Below are 16,988 nucleotides of genomic sequence, written 5' to 3'. Positions count from 1 at the left end.
CCTCACCCCACACGTGTCAGGGCTTGTGCGCCCGCGAAAGAAACTCGTGGCTCTGCATCTCCAGCAATCGGCTCAACGTGCGCTGAAATTCGAAATTCAGCCGGCCACCGGTGTAGAGATCCTTGAGTTCCACCTCGGCCGAAATGATCAGCTTCACGTTGCGATCATAGAATTCGTCGACCATGTTGATGAAACGCCGAGCGATGTCGTCGGTGGTCACGCTCATCTGCTCCACGCCGCTGAGCAGGACAGCATTGAAGATCTTGCCCAACTCGATGTAATCGTTCTGGCTGCGCGGCCCGTCGCACAGTTCGCGGAAGTCGAACCAGGCCACGTCATCACAGGTACGCAGCGCGCGGATCTCGCGGTTCTCGATCATCAGCGGATCGTTTTCCACGACCTTGGTGCTGCTGTGGGTCAGCGCCTTGAAGCTGTCGCGCATGCTCTTGTCCGCCGCCTCGTCCAGAGGCGAGTGAAACAGTTCGGCCTGTTCCAGATGACGCAGGCGATAGTCCACGCCGCTGTCGACGTTGACGATCTCGGTGTTCTCCTTGATCAGCGCAATGGCCGGCAGGAACCGCGCACGCTGCAAGCCATCCTTGTACAAACCGTCGGGAACGATGTTGGACGTCGCCACCAGGGTCACGCCGTTCTTGAACAGCTCTTCCATCAAGGTGCCCAGGATCATCGCATCGGTGATGTCGGAGACGAAGAACTCGTCGAAACAGATGACCCGCGCTTCATCGGAGAAGCGCTTGGCGATCACCGTCAACGGGTTCTTCTGGTCCTTGAGCGACTTGAGCTCTTCATGCACGCGCTTCATGAAGCGGTGAAAGTGCGTGCGCACCTTCTGCTCGAACGGCAGCGCATCGAAGAAGGTATCCACCAGGTAGGTCTTGCCGCGACCTACGCCACCCCAGAAATACAGACCCTTGACCGGCTTCTGTTCTTTCTTGCCGAACAGCTTGCCGAACATGCCAGGCTTGCTGTGGTCGGCGGCGATCAGATCGTCGTAGAGACGCTGCAGATGGCGAACGGCATTTTCCTGGGCGGCGTCATGAAAGAACTCAGGACGTTTGAGATCGGCTTGGTATCGTTCTAGGGGCGTCATATTCGTTAGCAAGGCAACAAAAACGGGCCGTCACTGTAGCGACGGCCCAGGATAATGGCAATGAGCGTTGCGACAGACCGTCGCATCACTCCCCTTGTGGCTGCAAGGCCTGGCGCAGTGTGGCAATGGCCGCATCGCGCGCGTCGCTATCGGCGAAGGCCGGACTGTCGGCCACACAGGCGCCATCGAGCCACAGCGTGAAGCTCGCCGCTTCGACGCGGATGTCCAACTCGCCGCCCTGCTGCAACTGCTTGCTCACCTGCCCGGCAGCCTTGCCGTCGGCGAAGCTGCGCGACAGCACCAGCTGCTCGCCTGCGGCATCGAGCAGGCGGAAGCGGAAGCTGCCGTCGTCTTCACGAAAGCTCACGAAACGCGCAGCCTTGACGGCTTTTTTCTTGCTGGCGGTACCGGCCTGAACCTGCTCGCGGAACGAACGCAGGCCCACGGCTTCGCGCAGTTCGCCGAGGAACGGAGTCGCGACCCTGCGGGCTTTCTGTGCACCGGCCAAAAGGATGTCTTCCAGATCGGCCGGGCGTTCGATGAAATGATGGTAGCGCTCACGCGCTTCACCCAGCTCCGCGTCCAGCAGGGAGAACAGGCGATTCTTGGCCTCGCCCCAGCCCAGCCCCTCACGCAGTGCAGCCGCGAACTCGGCGCTCTGCTCGGACGTGGCGAAGGCCTGGAACAAGGTGAACAGGTGAGCGTTCTCCGGGTCCTTGGCTTCGCCCGGCGCACGGGAATCGGTGACGATCCGCGAAATGGCGTCTTTCATGTCCTTGGCGCTGGTGAACAACGGGATGGTGTTGTCGTAGCTCTTGGACATCTTGCGTCCGTCCAGGCCGGGCAACGTGGCCACGCTCTCCTCGATCAGCGCTTCAGGCATGACGAAGAACTCGCGCCCCTGGCCGAACAGATGATTGAAACGCTGGCCGATATCCCGAGCCATCTCAACGTGCTGGATCTGGTCCCGGCCCACCGGCACCTGGTGCGCGTTGAACATCAGGATGTCGGCGGCCATCAGCACGGGGTAGCTGTACAGGCCCATGGTGATACCGGCATCCGGGTCTTCACCGGTCTCGACGTTCTTGTCCACCGAGGCTTTGTACGCGTGGGCACGGTTGAGCAGGCCTTTGGCGGCGACACAGGTCAGCAGCCAGGTCAGCTCGGGAATCTCGGGGATATCGGACTGGCGATAGAATGTCACGCGATCCACATCGAGGCCGGCTGCCAGCCAGGTCGCGGCGATTTCCAGGCGCGAGCGCTGGATGCGCAGCGGGTCATCGCATTTGATCAGGGCGTGGTAGTCAGCCAGGAAGTAGAACGAATCGGCGTCGCTCTGGCGGCTGGCGACGATGGCCGGGCGGATGGCCCCGGCGTAGTTGCCCAGGTGAGGCGTGCCGGTGGTGGTGATGCCGGTCAGGATACGAGTGGTCATGGGTCGGTTCTTATTCAGGAGCGATCAATTCGAAAGGCGCGGCAGCAACAGATCCTTGAGATCGGTGAGCTTGCCGTGGAAAAAGTGTCCGCATTCTGCCACTTTCAGCAGCTCGTGGGGGCGTTCGAGGTTGTTCGACCAGTCGTACACCAATTGCGGATCGACCACTTCGTCGGTTTCCGGCTGGATCACGGTCAACGTGCTGTGCTGCGGCATGTTCTCGGTGATGCGCATCACCGCCGGTGCCACCATGAACAGATGCTTCACGGCTACGCCCTGAGCCTCCAGTCGGCTGTTCAAGGTCGCGGCAACGAAGCCGCCGAACGAGAAGCCCAGGATCGTCAACGCCAACTGTGGATGACGCTCCCTGAGCCACGCGGCAACGGCCTGGGCGTCGTCGACTTCACCACTGCCCATGTCGTGACTACCGGCACTCTGCCCCACACCCCGATAATTGAACCGCAAGGTGATCAGGCCGGCATCGCGCGCCGTACGCTGCAGGGTCGAAACCACTTTGTTGAGCATGGTCCCGCCCTGCACCGGGTTGGGGTGGCAGATCAGGGCGATGCCTGTGGCATCGGCGGTGTCCAGATACAACGCTTCTAGCTGGCCCAGCGGGCCATCGATGAAAACTTCGGTTTCGCGGATGAGCAAGTGATGAACTCCGTGACCTGAAAATGGGTCGACTCGTCTAGCTGAAAGATTCTGTCCTGCGAAAATGCACAAGCGCGCGGTATACAGCGCAGGTCCGAGCCGTTAACGTAAAGCAAAGCCGTTTATAGAGGAAGGACTCGTGGAACTCTCGCTCTTAGTTTGGTTGTTGCCAACCCTGGCCCTGGTGGTCGGTGTAGTCATCGGCTTCGCCGTCGCTCGCCTGGCGCCCAACGCCGTGCCCAATGGCACGCAACGCCAGCTGGATGATATCCAGGAACGTTTCGATACTTATCAGAATGAGGTGGTAACCCACTTCAACAGCACCGCGATCCTGGTCAAGAAACTGACCCAGAGCTATCAGGAAGTGCAAGATCATCTGGCCGAAGGCGCCGACCGCCTGGCCCTGGACGAACTGACCCGCCAACGCCTGCTGGCCGCGCTGCACTCCGATGCGCCGCAAGGCCCGCGCGAGCGCCTGACGCCACCTCGCGACGCCGAGCCGCCCCGTGACTACGCGCCCAAGGCGCCGAACTCGCCTGGCATGCTCGATGAGCAGTATGGCCTGAAGCGCAAGTAACCTCGCCAGGTCAAAAAAAGCGGCGCCTGCTGTCAGGCGCCGCTTTTTTTTTGTGCCGGTGTCGTGTCGATACCTTAGCCGGTTCGCCCGAACGCTACACGTCCAGATACGCCTGATCCAACGGCGGATCGATGCGACTGCGCAGGATGCCGATCACTTCTTCCCCGCTCATCTCCTGAGCTCGCTGGGTCTGCACGCCATCGAACCGCTGCGCCACCGTCTTCAGGTGGGCGCGAGTGTAGGCAAGGGCCGGCCCACGCAGTTGGTCGTAGTGGAAATGGGCATACCACAACGCCTTGCCCTCCAGGTCGTTGACCACATACTCCTGCATGAAATCCCGACCCTTGCGCAGCACCTTGCGCTCACCCACCTTGGCGATCCGCACCGCCTCCTGACGCAGCAAGTAGTCCACGCGCAGGGCAGTCGGCGGCTGACGCTTGATCATGTCGATGCGAATCAGTCGTCCCTCCTCGGTGATCTGCGCGGCCTTCTCTCGCAAGGTCTTGGCCTTGACCTCGGCGGACTCATGGGATGCGGTGGCCAGGTCCGTGGCATTGTTGCGGGTCAGGTACTGCTCGATCGCATCGGCACTGTCTTGCAGGTGTCGGGCATAGGCCACTACCTGATCCTCGACCTCACTGGGGAGCCAAGGCTTGTTCACCAGACGCCAAGCGTTGAGCACTTCCTTGTCGGCCGCCTTGAGCAACTGCTGGCTCTTGTTGACCAGTGCATCGAGCGAGCCTTGAGTCTGGCGCCGGGCTACTGGCTCATCGATTTGCGCCCAGTCGCCCGCCACCGTGTCCTTGCCGAACGAGGCGACGACACGCTGTTCGATCGGATCGATGACATCGATGATCTCCTGGGCCGCACCGGGAGCCCGCGCCCGGTGCTGGCCGACCACCAGGCCGCGGCGGCGTGTCACCACGATATTGCGGTCGCGGGCCAGGCGCCGCTCCTTGCGCGACATCTTCAACTGCTCCCGCGCCAGCGGCACCAGGGTTTCCTGCGCCTGGGAGCGCAACTCGTCGATCAGTTCGCCCAGGCGCAGCAGCGCCGGTTGGTCCAGGCCATTGCCCAGAATCCCGCGATAGTAGTCCAGCGATGCCTTGGCTCCGGCGTATTGCAGGTCCAGGCTGTTGAGCACCTCGACCCGATCGTTGAGCGTGTACTGAGCGGTTTCCTGCAGCGCTGCGTGGCTCTGAGCGGCCAGCCGTACGGGCTCGGTAACGGCCTGAAGCATGCGCGCGGCGGCCTCCATCTCGGACACCTTGCGGACGCACACCAGCCCCAGGCCGTCCACCAGCATGCCGATCCAGCGCTGCACTGGCAGGGTCTCGATCCAGGTCGCGTCGAATTCCTTGAGCGCGCGCGGCCCTTCCAGGGGCATGCGCTGCAGCTGGCCTTTCCAGTCCAGCAGCTCACGGGTCAGACGAATCTGCTTTTCCAATAACGCCGTACTTTCGCCGACAAAGCCGAAGAACCTCTTGGACTGTGCCGGAGTCAGGTGATCCAGAGCGGCGAGCGCTTCCATCTCATCGGCATAGCGCTGATTTTCCTGGCTGCGCAGGCGCAGATTGACCACCTGCTCCTGGCCGACTTCGTACAGCTGGGAAAGAATATTGGCATGATCCCGGGAGCGATCCAGCGCCGGATCCAGACGAATCATGTCCACGCACACCTCCAGCACTTCGCGCAGGGCCTGCATGTAGCTATCGGCCTTGGCGTCGAACTCGATACGCAACGCACGGGTGCTGGCGGCGTCCTTGGCCAACACGGCAGCCTCGACCTTGGTCAGGACATTGTTGACCTCTGCGTGCAGGGCCGACTTGCGCTGGTTGAATGTCACCAACTTGGCATTGCCGGCCAACAGCAACGCACGGTTGGCTTGCCGCTGCGCGGCAATGCGTCCGGTGGGGCCGCCCCCGCGCAGGCGCAGGCGCAGATCCAGACGCCAGCGGTCGACCTCGTCGCGCTCCACCCAGGGCCCGGGCTCGGCGGGACGCAGCGGGTCAACGATGCGCATCTGTTCGCCGCTGACGTCGACGGGGTAGAACTGGCCGTCCAGTGGCATCAACCAGCGGTCCTGATCCAGATACAGCCCGCGAAAGGTGCCGTGAGGCACCGCAGCGAGTTGGGCCGGCGGGGCGGTAACCGCATAGCTGGCCAGGCGGCGCTGGTCTAGCGCGCTGAGCACATGGCGGGCGCGGGCCCAGCCGAAGTCGAGATTGCCCCGCAGCTGGTTCACCTCCAGCGCCGTAGGTGCAATGCGGGCGGTAGCCTTGGCAGCAGGTACGGGCGGCCTCACACGGTAGGCCTTGTCCAGCGGTGCTCGGGGCGCACCGTGGGCCAGCAGCACCAGGGCGATATTGAACAGCAGGTCAATCATCTGCTCCTCGGCCGGCTGACCATCGCCCGCTGCTTGCGCGCGCAGCGCGTCCTGCAGGGTAGCCAAGGTCTGAATCAACCAGGCCGCTGTCGCTACAGGTCCGCAGAGAAAAGGCATGAGGCCATTGAACAAGGTCCAACCCAGAGCCTTGTAGCCGATCCAGCGGCTGCGTTCGGTACTCAGCGATTGCCGCGAGGCCACGGTGGTCAGTGCTTGGACATTTTGCCGATAAAGCTGGGCCAACAGTGGCTGGGCAAGTGCCGTCAGCCTCAGCTGCGCGGGTGCCGGCGTGGACAGCGGAGCAAATTCCGAGCCCTGGCCAAAACGCACCACGTGAGGCTCCAGGAAGCCGCCGTTGGCATAGCGGGCTTGCGCCGACTCGTCCAGCCAGTCCAGGACACTGCGCTGCAACTCGCCCTCCTCGGCCACCGCGTCGAACAACGCCCGCGCGTCCTCGAATTGCCTGAGGATGGGTTGGCACAGCGGGCGGTACAGAACCTGCGGCCCCATGCCACCCACGGCACCGATCACGTACATGTTGGTAACCTTGTCCACCGCAGCCTCGGGCGTGGCACGAAAGCCCAATTGACTGAGCACCAGCGGCGGATCGTTGCTCGCAGTGGTTTCGTCACCCAGCAACACCTGATCCACATAACGCCAACCGGTGTGGGTGAACCCATGAAGCTTTTGCACACTGTTCTGCAACGCCAGCATCGGCAACTGCAGGGTCAACTGCGCACCGAAGTTCTGCTCCCGCCAGGCGCTGCTGACCGGGTCCTTGAGCAGTTTTTCATCCAGCAGCTTGAGATAGCAACCGCCGACGTCAGCCGCTTCGATCAGGTTCTCGATGGCGTCGCTGGTCACCCAGGCCGGTAATGACGCCCCTTCGCGTGCCTTGATCAAAAGCCGCCCGCGCGGCCGGCCGGACAGGTTGAACAGAGAAAAGTCCACCAGGCTGATCTGCTCGTCCTCAAGCGTGCTGTCGCCGGCGTTGACGATGCTGAGCAGGGCATTGGGTGCGGTCAGGATATGCACCTCGACATCATCCAGGCTGGCCAGAGGTGCGTCCGGCCACTGCGTGGCAATCTGCTCGACCAGGCGTTGGGCGGCGAACTCGAGAATCGGGGCGATGCCGTCCAGGAACGACTTGCCGCCCTGCTCGGTACGCAGCAGTGCCAGACTCGCCAGATACAACGAGTAGTTGCGGCGCTCGCGGGTGTCGGCCCCGGAAAGCCAGGTGGGCAGCGCGGCGTTCAATTCCTGAAGTTTGGCGCGCTCTTCCGTGGAGTCGATTTCGAACAGGCAGGTGACCTGCTCGGTTCCCAATTCCAGCGCGGGAATGCCTTGGGCGTGGGTGCGACAGTAGTTGCCAACTGTTTCCACCGCCGCCAGTTGCTGTTCCAGAATGGCTTGCGCCTGGGCTTCGAAAATATTGCCGACGGGCGCGTACAGGGCCAACTCCAATTGTTCGGCGGTCCACTGCATGCCAATGTCGGCGCCGATGGATTCAGCCAGCGCCTGCAAGGTAGGGAACGTCTCCAGACCGTTGAATGGCGTGTACAGCATCACCAGATCACGTTGCTGCTGGCTGACATGACGCTGGATGACCAACGCGTGGGTCAGCTGGGCGAATCGGTTCGGGGGCGCGCCCAGCGCGTCGATGGCCACCAGGCTGGCCGTGAGCGTGTCGCCATTGTAACGGCCGCGCTCCAGAGCATCGGGCATGCCGACCAGCAGCATCGCCGTGGCGCCCTGGGCGTTGTCCAACTGCCCCGCCTTGCCGAGGCGATCGACGTGGCGCTTGAGGCGCACCTGCAACGCAGTGGCCAGCCATTGCCAACGACTGCTACCGTCGGGCTTGACCTGGTCCCAATAGGCGCACAAACGCTGGGCATACTCGACCAGCAACTGCGGGCCCCACTCGTTGATCAATCCCTGAATGAGCGGCATGGCAACGGCCAGCGCTGAAGGATTCTCGGCGCCAGCTTCGACGCTGAGAAAATGGAAGCCTTCCTTGAGACTGATGTTGCGGCCGTGAAGATAACGCCCCAGCAGGGTGTCCACCAGCGACTCTCGACGATATCCGCCAAAGCCTCGGATGCCATCGTTTTGCAGGGGCTCGAACAGCTGCACGGCGGCAGTGTCCAGCAGCAGCTTGGGGTAAAGCCTGGTCAACTCGCGACTCAGCAGTTCCTTGGTCGATTCGCGCAGGGTGGGCCGGCTGGCGAAATGCTTGCTGACGCTGCTGGCCAGCGGGGCCTGCTCAGCCACGCGCGCACTCAGAGACATGAAATCGGTCATGAAGCGGGTCCTTGGTTTGCTAAAAGGACCCCTATCAAGCGCCCGATCGACGGCGCTCAGGTGGTAGACATGTCTGCAAGAATGGTCGGCAGACCTTCACCGCATCGGTGTCATCGACCCCGAACCCATCCTGGATGAAGGCTTTCAGAGGGCATGAAAAAACCCCGCCGAAGCGAGGTTTTTTTGTCCAGCCACAAGCTTTAGATCGCGCCGCGGCTACGCAGCAGATCCAGCACTTGCTTGACGCCTTCATCGACCGACGAGGCCTGGGTGTCGATCACCAGATCGGCGTTCAACGGCACGTCGTACGGGAAGGACTCGCCCGGAATGTTGTCCTGATCAGCGGCATACAAGCCCTGTGGATCACGCTCGCGGCACACCAGCGGCGACGCCTGGACGTAGACCGTAATCAGGCGGTCGGCGCCGATCAGGTCCTTGGCCTGGTCACGCCCGGCAGCATCCGGCGCCACGAAGGCTGCCAGAGTCACCAGACCGGCTTCGTTGAACTGACGCGCCACGTGGGCGGCACGCCGCCAGTTCTCGGTACGGCCAGCGCGATCCTGAGGCAAGCCCTTGTTCAGATCATGGCGCAGGTTCTGGCCATCGAGCACATAGACCGCGCGGCCCATATCGAACAGCTTGCGTTCCACGGCATAGGCCAACGTGCTCTTGCCGGCGCCCGAGAGGCCGCTGAACAGCACGGTGGCCGGTTGCTGGCCAAAGCGCTGAGAGCGTTCTTCGGTGGTCACATGGGCCGAACGGCCATGCGCCTTGCTCCCTTGCGAGGCATTGGCAGGCGCGACGATCATGCCAGCGCCCACGGTGCCGTTGGTCAAGCGGTCGATGACGATGAAGGCGCCGGTGGTGCGGTTGCTGTCGTAGCCGTCCAGGGCAATGGCCGAGTCCAGAGACACCTTGACCTTGCCGATTTCGTTGAGCTGCAGCGCACTGCCCGGCCCTTCGGCCAGGGTGTTGACGTCCACCTTGTGCACGATGCTGGCGATCGAACCCGGCACGTAGCTGGTGGCGCGCTTGATGTCGTATTTCTTGCCCGGCAGCATCGGTTCTTCGGCCATCCATACCAGCATGGCTTCGAAGCTGTCGGCCACGGTCGGCACATTGTCGGCATGCACCAGCAGGTCACCACGGGAGATGTCGATCTCGTCTTCCATGGTCAGGGTCACGGCCTGGCCTGGCCCGGCGTGTTCCAGCTCACCTTCGAAGGTAACGATGGATTTCACCCGGCTGCTCTTGCCCGACGGCAACACCACCACTTCGTCGCCCTTGTGCACGATGCCGCTGGCCAGGGTGCCGGCGAAACCACGGAAGTTCAGGTTGGGGCGGTTGACGTACTGCACCGGGAAGCGCAGATCGTCGAAGTTGCGATCAGCGGCGACTTCAACGGTCTCGAGGATTTCCATCAGCGTCTGGCCGCTGTACCAAGGCGATTGCTCGCTGCGGTTGACCACGTTGTCGCCTTTCAAGGCCGACATGGGCACGAACGCCAGCGTCGTGGGCTTGAGGCTGATGGCCTCGGCGAATTTCAGGTAGTCGGCCTTGATCTGCTCGAACACACCTTCATCGAAGCCCTTGAGGTCCATCTTGTTGATGGCCACCACGATGTGCTTGATGCCCAGCAACGAGGCTATGTAGCTGTGCCGGCGAGTCTGGGTCTGCACGCCGTAACGGGCATCGACCAGAATGATGGCCAGGTCGCAGGTGGACGCGCCGGTGGCCATGTTGCGGGTGTACTGCTCGTGGCCCGGAGTGTCGGCAATGATGAACTTGCGCTTGGCAGTGGAGAAGTAGCGGTAGGCCACATCGATGGTGATGCCCTGCTCACGCTCGGCCTGCAGGCCATCCACCAGCAATGCCAGATCGACTTCTTCGCCCGTGGTGCCGGACTTCTTCGAGTCCCGGGTAATGGCTTCCAGATGATCTTCGTAGATCATCTTGGAGTCGTGCAGCAGGCGCCCGATCAGGGTGCTCTTGCCGTCGTCGACGTTACCGCAGGTAAGGAAGCGCAGCAGTTCCTTGCGTTCGTGCTGGGCCAGGTAGGCGAGGATGTCCTCGCTGATCAATTCGGATTGGTGCGACATGTTCTGACCCTGATTTAGAAGTAGCCCTGACGTTTCTTGTCTTCCATGGAACCGGCGCCGTCATGGTCGATGACCCGGCCCTGGCGCTCGGAAGTTCGCGTCAGGAGCATTTCCTGAATGATGTCGGTGAGGCTCTCGGCCTCGGACTCCACCGCGCCCGTCAACGGGTAGCAGCCAAGGGTGCGGAAACGCACTTTCTTTTTGACGATCCGCGCTTTCTCTTCCTCGCTGAGGTGCTCGAGGATGCGGTCGTCGTCGATCATGATCAGGGTACCGTTCTTCTCGATGACTTCGCGCTCGGCGGCGAAGTACAACGGCACGATCGGGATACCTTCCAGATAGATGTACTGCCAGATGTCCAGCTCGGTCCAGTTCGACAACGGGAATACACGAATGGATTCGCCTTTGTTGACCTTGCCGTTGTAGACGTTCCACAGCTCCGGACGCTGGTTCTTCGGGTCCCAGCGGTGCTTGCTGTCACGGAACGAATAAACGCGTTCCTTGGCCCGGGACTTCTCCTCGTCGCGGCGGGCACCACCGAAGGCAGCATCGAAGCCGTACTTGTCCAGCGCCTGCTTGAGGCCCTGGGTCTTCATGATGTCGGTGTGTTTGGAGCTGCCGTGGGTGAAGGGGTTGATACCCTGCGCCACGCCCTCGGGATTGACGTGCACCAGCAGGTCCAGGCCCAGTTCCTCGACCATGCGATCGCGGAACTTGTACATCTCCTGAAACTTCCACTGGGTGTCGACGTGCATGACCGGGAAGGGCAGCTTGCCGGGGAAGAAGGCCTTGCGCGCCAGGTGCAGCATCACGGCCGAGTCTTTGCCGATGGAATACAACATCACCGGGTTATCGAACTCAGCGGCCACCTCACGAATGATGTGGATGCTTTCCGCCTCCAGCTGTTTCAGATGCGTCAGTTTGTCGACCATGGCTACTCACGGAATACAGTCTTTATGGACGGCCTGCGGGCCGTGTTCGAGCCGGGCACTTTAACACGGGCTCCGGTTCTGTTGATTGGGGGTGGTTAGATCGAAGCGATATAAGGATATGCCTGTGGGTTTGGGGCTAGGGTATCGTCCTGACTGACGCCATCGCGGGCAGAGCCCGCTCCCACAGAATCTACGCGGCCGTGGCTCAAATCGGATTGGGACAATCGATGAACACATGCTCGAGCGCAAACCGTCGAGCCAGGTAATCGCCCAGCGCCTGCACGCCATAGCGCTCGGTCGCGTGATGCCCGGCGGCGATGAAACTGATGCCGTTCTCCCGCGCACTGTGGAAGGTCTGCTCCGACGCCTCGCCACTGATGAAAAGATCCACACCGGCGGCGATCGCCTGGTCGATGTAGCCCTGCCCGCCTCCCGTGCACCAGCCCACGCGACTGATTTTCTCGCTGCCTTCGATCAACAGCGGCTCGCGGCCCATGACCTCCTGCACACGGCGGGCAAAATCCCGCGGCCACAGAGGCTCGGCCAACGAACCGACCAGACCCACGACCTTGCTGTTGTCCGGATCGAGGGGGCCCTCGACGGTGATCTCCAGCTGCCGCGCGAGCTGGACGTTATTGCCCACCTCGGGGTGCACATCCAGTGGCAGGTGGTAGGCCAGCAGGCTGATGTCGTGCTTGAGCAAGGTCTTGAGCCGGCGCTGCTTCATGCCGACGATGCAGGGATTCTCGCCCTTCCAGAAGTAGCCATGGTGCACCAGCACCAGGTCGGCCCTGGCCTCGACGGCGGCATCGAGCAGCGCCTGACTGGCCGTGACGCCGCTGACGATCCGCATCACCTGGGGCCGGCCTTCCACCTGCAGGCCATTGGGGCAGTAATCCTGGATTTTCCCGCTGGCCAGGTAGCGGTCCGCTTCCTCGACCAGGGTGTTGAGTGCGACAGCCATAAAAGTCTCCATAAAGGCAGTTCAGAGCGGCGCAAGCCCCCGTATAATGCGGCCCATTATGGGCGCCCTGGAGGTTTCAGGGAATCGCTCAAGCTCCCTTTGCCACCTCCCAGGATTCTTTACATGTTCAAGGCCCTGCGCTTTTTTGGATGGCCGCTGCTGACCGGCATTTTGATCGCACTGCTGGTGATCCAGCGGTTTCCGCAGTGGGTCGGGCTGCCCAGCCAGGACGTGAACCTGCAGCAGGCGCCGCAAAGCGCCAGCGTCATCCAGGGCCCGGTGTCCTACGCCGATGCCGTCGCCATCGCGGCACCTGCGGTGGCCAACCTGTACACCACCAAGGTGGTCAACAAGAGCGCTGCCCACCCGCTGTTCGAAGACCCGCAGTTCCGCCGATTCTTCGGCGACAACCTGCCCAAGCAACGGCGCTGGGAGTCCAGCCTGGGTTCGGCGGTGATCATGAGTCCGGAAGGTTATCTGCTGACCAACAACCATGTGACCTCCGGCGCGGATCAAATCGTGGTAGCGCTGAAGGATGGCCGCGAGACCCTCGCTCGGGTGATCGGCAGCGACCCTGAAACCGATCTGGCGGTGCTCAAGATCGACCTGAAAAACATCCCTTCGATCACCATCGGTCGTTCCGATGGCATCCATATCGGTGATGTCGCACTGGCCATCGGCAACCCCTTTGGCGTCGGCCAGACCGTCACCATGGGCATCATCAGTGCCACCGGCCGCAATCAGTTGGGCCTCAATACCTATGAAGACTTTATCCAGACCGATGCCGCCATCAACCCGGGCAACTCCGGCGGCGCCCTGGTGGACGCCAATGGCAACCTGACCGGCATCAACACGGCAATCTTCTCCAAGTCCGGCGGTTCGCAAGGCATCGGCTTCGCCATCCCCACCAAGCTGGCGCTGGAGGTGATGAAATCGATCATCGAGCACGGCCAGGTGATTCGCGGCTGGCTGGGCATCGAAGTGCAGCCCATGACCGAAGAGCTCGCCGAGTCCTTCAATCTCAAGGATCGCCCCGGCATCGTGGTGGCGGGAATCTTCCGCGATGGCCCGGCGCAAAAGGCCGGCTTGCAGCTGGGTGACGTGATTCTGAGCATCAACGGCGAGCCCGCGGGGGATGGACGCAAGTCGATGAATCAGGTCGCCAGGACTCGGCCCAACGACAAGATCGCGATTCAGGTGATGCGCAAGGGCAAGGAGATCACCCTCAATGCCGAGGTGGGCCTGCGGCCACCGCCGGCACCGGCGGCGCCGAAGGAAGAGAAGTAGCGCTTTTTGTGGCGGGGTAGGACTTGGATCTTGCGGTGACGGGTCCCCTCACCCCGCCCCACACTTACAAAGCGTCCAGCAACGCCTGATTCTGCTCTGGCGTGCCAATGCTGATCCGCAGGAACTGGGCAATCCGCTGCTGCTTGAAGTGCCGCACGATCACGCCCTGCTCCCGCAGCTTTGCCGCAATGCCGGCTGCATCCTGCTCCGGATGGCGGGCGAAGATGAAGTTGGCGGCCGAGGGCAAGACCTCGAAACCCTTGTCACGCAACGCCTCGACCAACACCTCACGGCTGTCGACGACCTTGGCGCAGGTCTGCTCGAAGTAAGCCTTGTCGGCGAACGCGGCCGCCGCGCCAGCCACCGCCACGCGATCGATCGGGTAGGAGTTGAAGCTGTTCTTGATCCGCTCCAATGCCTCGATGAGATCCGCATGGCCCACGGCCAACCCTACGCGCAGCCCCGCCAGCGAGCGAGACTTGGAGACGGTCTGGGTCACCAGCAGGTTGGGGTAGCGGTCCACCAGAGTGATCGCGGTTTGCCCGCCAAAATCGACGTAGGCTTCATCCACCACCACCACCGAATCGGGGCTGGCCTTGACGATCCGCTCTACCGCTTCCAGCGGCAGCAGGCAGCCGGTGGGCGCGTTGGGGTTGGGGAAGATGATCCCGGCATTGGCCTTGGCGTAGTCCTGCGGCTGAATCTGGAAGCTATCGTCCAGCGGCACCGCCTCGAAGGGGATGCCATACAACCCGCAATAGACGGGATAGAAGCTGTAGCTGATGTCCGGAAACAGCAACGGCTGGTCGTGTTGGAAAAGGCCGTGGAAGATATGCGCAAGCACCTCATCCGAGCCGTTGCCGAGGAACACCTGATTGGTCTTCACGCCGTAGTAATCCGCCACCGCCTGCTTGAGCAGGTCGCTGTTGGGATCTGGATAAAGGCGCAGTGCGTCGGTCAACTCCGCGCGCATTGCCTCCAGCGCTTTGGGCGATGGACCGTAAGGGTTTTCGTTGGTGTTCAGCTTGACCAGGTTGGCAACCTTGGGTTGCTCGCCTGGGACGTAGGGCACCAGGTTCTTGACGAAGGGACTCCAGAACTTGCTCATGCTCACTCCCCCTTGGCCGGGTCAGGTTGGATACGGTATTCAGCGCTGCGGGCGTGGGCACTGAGAGACTCGCCCCGGGCGAGGATGGAAGCGGTCTTGCCCAGTTCCGAAGCGCCCTGCTCGGAGCAGAAGATGATCGACGACCGCTTCTGGAAGTCATACACCCCCAGCGGCGAGGAGAACCGCGCAGTGCCGGACGTCGGCAACACGTGATTGGGGCCCGCGCAGTAGTCGCCCAGCGCTTCGGAGGTGTGGCGACCCATGAAGATGGCGCCGGCATGGCGAATCTGCGGCAGCCAGGCCTGCGGGTCTTCTACCGACAATTCCAGGTGTTCTGGGGCGATACGGTTGGCCACCTCGATGGCCTGCTGCATGTCGCGAACCTTGATCAGCGCACCGCGACCATTGATGGAGGTGTTGATGATCTCGGCGCGATCCATGGTAGGCAATAGCTTGTCGATGCTGGCGGCAACTCGGTCGAGGAACTCGGCGTCGGGGCTGACCAGAATTGCCTGGGCGTCTTCATCGTGCTCGGCCTGGGAGAACAGATCCATGGCAATCCAGTCAGGGTCGGTACCGCCATCGCACACGACGAGGATTTCCGAAGGGCCGGCAATCATGTCGATGCCGACCTGGCCGAACACGTGTCGCTTGGCAGTGGCGACGTAGATATTGCCCGGACCGACCACCTTGTCCACCTGCGGTACGCTCTGGGTGCCATAAGCCAACGCAGCCACGGCCTGAGCACCGCCGATGGTGAACACCCGGTCGACACCGGCGATGCAGGCGGCGGCCAGTACCAGTTCGTTGACCTCGCCACGGGGTGTCGGCACCACCATGACGACCTCGGTCACACCGGCGACTTTGGCGGGGATCGCGTTCATCAACACCGACGAAGGATACGAGGCCTTGCCGCCTGGCACGTACAGACCGGCGCGATCCAGCGGCGTGACCTTCTGCCCCAGCACCGTGCCATCGGCCTCGGTGTAGCTCCAGGAGTCCTGCTTCTGTTTTTCGTGATAGCTGCGCACCCGGTCCGCGGCCTTTTCCAGCGCGGCGCGCTGCGGCGCGGTGATGCGGGTCAACGCCAGCTCCAGGCGCTCACGGGGCAGGATCAGGTCGGCCATGGAGGCCACCTGCAAGCCGTCGAACTTCTGGGTGAACTCCACCAGCGCGGCGTCGCCACGCTCGCGCACGGCTTTGATGATGTCCAGCACCCGCTGGTTGACCGAATCATCGGACACACTTTCCCAGCTCAGCAGATGGTCCAGATGGCGCGCGAAGTCCGGATCAGTGGCGTCGAGTCGGCGGATAGCAGTGGGAGCGGTCATAGCGGGGCCTCAAATAATGGCAATTGCTCAAGCACCGATAGATTACCAATCGATCCACGTAGGCACTTGAGTTATTTGGCTATGACGCGGATAGACGGGCGCGACGGTTCAAGGCCGCGCGGGTGGGTCAGCCGCGGTGTCGCGACTCCACTGCCTTGCGCAGGGTGTCGATCAACGCCTGGATGCGGGCGTGCTGCATCTTCATCGAAGCCTTGTTCACCACCAGGCGCGAGCTGATGGTGGCAATCAGTTCCTGAGGCTCCAGGCCGTTGGCGCGAAGGGTGTTGCCGGTGTCGACCACGTCGATGATCTTGTCGGCCAGACCCACCAACGGCGCCAGTTCCATGGAACCGTACAGCTTGATGATGTCGACCTGACGACCTTGCTCGGCGTAGTAGCGCTTGGCAACGTTGACGAACTTGGTCGCCACCCGCAGCCGCCCCTTGGGTTCGGGGGCACCGACTGCACCGGCGGTCATCAGCTTGCACTGGGCGATCTGCAGATCCAGGGGCTCGTAGAGGCCCTGGCCGCTGTACTCCATCAGTACGTCCTTGCCTGCCACGCCAAGGTCGGCGGCGCCGTGCTCGACATAGGTCGGTACGTCGGTGGCCCGAACGATCAACAGGCGCACATCGTCCTGGGTCGTGGGAATGATCAGTTTGCGGCTTTTATCCGGGTTCTCGGTGGGCACGATGCCCGCCTCCGCCAGCAGCGGCAGGGTGTCGTCGAGAATGCGGCCTTTGGACAGCGCAATGGTCAACATGGAAAACGTCGGTCCTTACAGGAGAGTTTCTTGGCAACAG

The 16,988-nt window shown here is 62.3% G+C and carries 12 protein-coding genes; 2 read left to right on the top strand and 10 right to left on the bottom strand.

Translation table 11 applies throughout. The features are described 5' to 3' along the window. Window positions 1-16 precede the first annotated feature (16 nt). The 3 genes from zapE to B3397_RS22280 form a co-directional block, all read right to left on the bottom strand. Window positions 17-1,111, bottom strand: coding sequence for a cell division protein ZapE (gene zapE / locus B3397_RS22290; protein WP_296254089.1), 1,095 nt, complete (start codon window positions 1,109-1,111; stop codon window positions 17-19). Between the two features lie 85 nt (window positions 1,112-1,196). Further along, a complete protein-coding gene (locus B3397_RS22285; protein ID WP_296254088.1) occupies window positions 1,197-2,546 on the bottom strand; it encodes a tryptophan--tRNA ligase in 1,350 nt (449 codons plus the stop codon). A 24-nt stretch (window positions 2,547-2,570) separates the two neighbouring features. Further along, window positions 2,571-3,200 carry an alpha/beta hydrolase gene (locus B3397_RS22280; protein ID WP_296254087.1) on the bottom strand — a complete coding sequence of 210 codons (630 nt, stop codon included), beginning with the start codon at window positions 3,198-3,200 and terminating at the stop codon, window positions 2,571-2,573. 139 nt (window positions 3,201-3,339) lie between these two features. Between B3397_RS22280 and B3397_RS22275 the strand changes: the two genes are divergently transcribed. After that, window positions 3,340-3,777, top strand: a complete 438-nt coding sequence (locus B3397_RS22275) for a YhcB family protein (protein ID WP_296254086.1) — start codon at window positions 3,340-3,342, stop codon at window positions 3,775-3,777. Window positions 3,778-3,871: 94 nt separating this feature from the next. On the opposite strand, the gene B3397_RS22270 is transcribed toward B3397_RS22275, so the two are convergent. The 4 genes from B3397_RS22270 to B3397_RS22255 all read right to left on the bottom strand — a co-directional run bounded on the left by B3397_RS22270 (window position 3,872) and on the right by B3397_RS22255 (window position 12,459). After that, complete coding sequence (locus B3397_RS22270) at window positions 3,872-8,464, bottom strand: hypothetical protein (RefSeq protein ID WP_296254085.1); 4,593 nt, start codon at window positions 8,462-8,464, stop codon at window positions 3,872-3,874. 200 nt (window positions 8,465-8,664) lie between these two features. Further along, entirely contained in the window at window positions 8,665-10,563 is a 1,899-nt protein-coding gene (gene cysN, locus B3397_RS22265) for a sulfate adenylyltransferase subunit CysN (RefSeq protein WP_296254084.1), read from the bottom strand. Window positions 10,564-10,577: 14 nt separating this feature from the next. Then, entirely contained in the window at window positions 10,578-11,495 is a 918-nt protein-coding gene (cysD, locus tag B3397_RS22260; RefSeq protein ID WP_296254083.1) for a sulfate adenylyltransferase subunit CysD, read from the bottom strand. A 205-nt stretch (window positions 11,496-11,700) separates the two neighbouring features. Beyond that, on the bottom strand, window positions 11,701-12,459 hold the full coding sequence (locus B3397_RS22255) for a Nif3-like dinuclear metal center hexameric protein (protein WP_296254082.1): 759 nt from the start codon (window positions 12,457-12,459) through the stop codon (window positions 11,701-11,703). A 123-nt stretch (window positions 12,460-12,582) separates the two neighbouring features. On the opposite strand from B3397_RS22255, the gene algW reads away from it, so the two are divergent. Further along, window positions 12,583-13,746, top strand: coding sequence for a Do family serine endopeptidase AlgW (gene algW, locus B3397_RS22250; protein ID WP_296254081.1), 1,164 nt, complete (start codon window positions 12,583-12,585; stop codon window positions 13,744-13,746). Window positions 13,747-13,810: 64 nt separating this feature from the next. On the opposite strand, the gene hisC is transcribed toward algW, so the two are convergent. The 3 genes from hisC to hisG form a co-directional block, all read right to left on the bottom strand. Beyond that, window positions 13,811-14,854, bottom strand: coding sequence for a histidinol-phosphate transaminase (hisC, locus tag B3397_RS22245; RefSeq protein WP_296254080.1), 1,044 nt, complete (start codon window positions 14,852-14,854; stop codon window positions 13,811-13,813). Between the two features lie 2 nt (window positions 14,855-14,856). Further along, window positions 14,857-16,185: a histidinol dehydrogenase gene (gene hisD, locus B3397_RS22240; RefSeq protein WP_296254079.1), complete on the bottom strand. Its 1,329-nt coding sequence runs from the start codon at window positions 16,183-16,185 to the stop codon at window positions 14,857-14,859. Window positions 16,186-16,312: 127 nt separating this feature from the next. Beyond that, the gene (gene hisG, locus B3397_RS22235) at window positions 16,313-16,948 is read right to left on the bottom strand and encodes an ATP phosphoribosyltransferase (RefSeq protein WP_296254078.1); all 636 of its coding nucleotides are present in this window, start codon (window positions 16,946-16,948) and stop codon (window positions 16,313-16,315) included. Between the last annotated feature and the right edge of the window lie 40 nt (window positions 16,949-16,988).

Source organism: Pseudomonas sp. UBA4194 (assembly GCF_002379585.1).
Classification (GTDB): domain Bacteria; phylum Pseudomonadota; class Gammaproteobacteria; order Pseudomonadales; family Pseudomonadaceae; genus Aquipseudomonas.
Note: the sequence above shows the minus strand (reverse complement) of the source record. Positions and strands in the feature narration are given on the sequence as shown.

Bases quoted from the DNA above. Each gene is read 5' to 3' on its own strand.
- zapE (WP_296254089.1), bottom strand. From the start codon at position 1,111: ATGACGCCCCTAGAACGATACCAAGCCGATCTCAAACGTCCTGAGTTC.
- B3397_RS22285 (WP_296254088.1), bottom strand. From the start codon at position 2,546: ATGACCACTCGTATCCTGACCGGCATCACCACCACCGGCACGCCTCAC.
- B3397_RS22270 (WP_296254085.1), bottom strand. From the start codon at position 8,464: ATGACCGATTTCATGTCTCTGAGTGCGCGCGTGGCTGAGCAGGCCCCG.
- cysN (WP_296254084.1), bottom strand. From the start codon at position 10,563: ATGTCGCACCAATCCGAATTGATCAGCGAGGACATCCTCGCCTACCTG.
- cysD (WP_296254083.1), bottom strand. From the start codon at position 11,495: ATGGTCGACAAACTGACGCATCTGAAACAGCTGGAGGCGGAAAGCATC.
- B3397_RS22255 (WP_296254082.1), bottom strand. From the start codon at position 12,459: ATGGCTGTCGCACTCAACACCCTGGTCGAGGAAGCGGACCGCTACCTG.
- algW (WP_296254081.1), top strand. From the start codon at position 12,583: ATGTTCAAGGCCCTGCGCTTTTTTGGATGGCCGCTGCTGACCGGCATT.
- hisC (WP_296254080.1), bottom strand. From the start codon at position 14,854: ATGAGCAAGTTCTGGAGTCCCTTCGTCAAGAACCTGGTGCCCTACGTC.
- hisD (WP_296254079.1), bottom strand. From the start codon at position 16,185: ATGACCGCTCCCACTGCTATCCGCCGACTCGACGCCACTGATCCGGAC.
- hisG (WP_296254078.1), bottom strand. From the start codon at position 16,948: ATGTTGACCATTGCGCTGTCCAAAGGCCGCATTCTCGACGACACCCTG.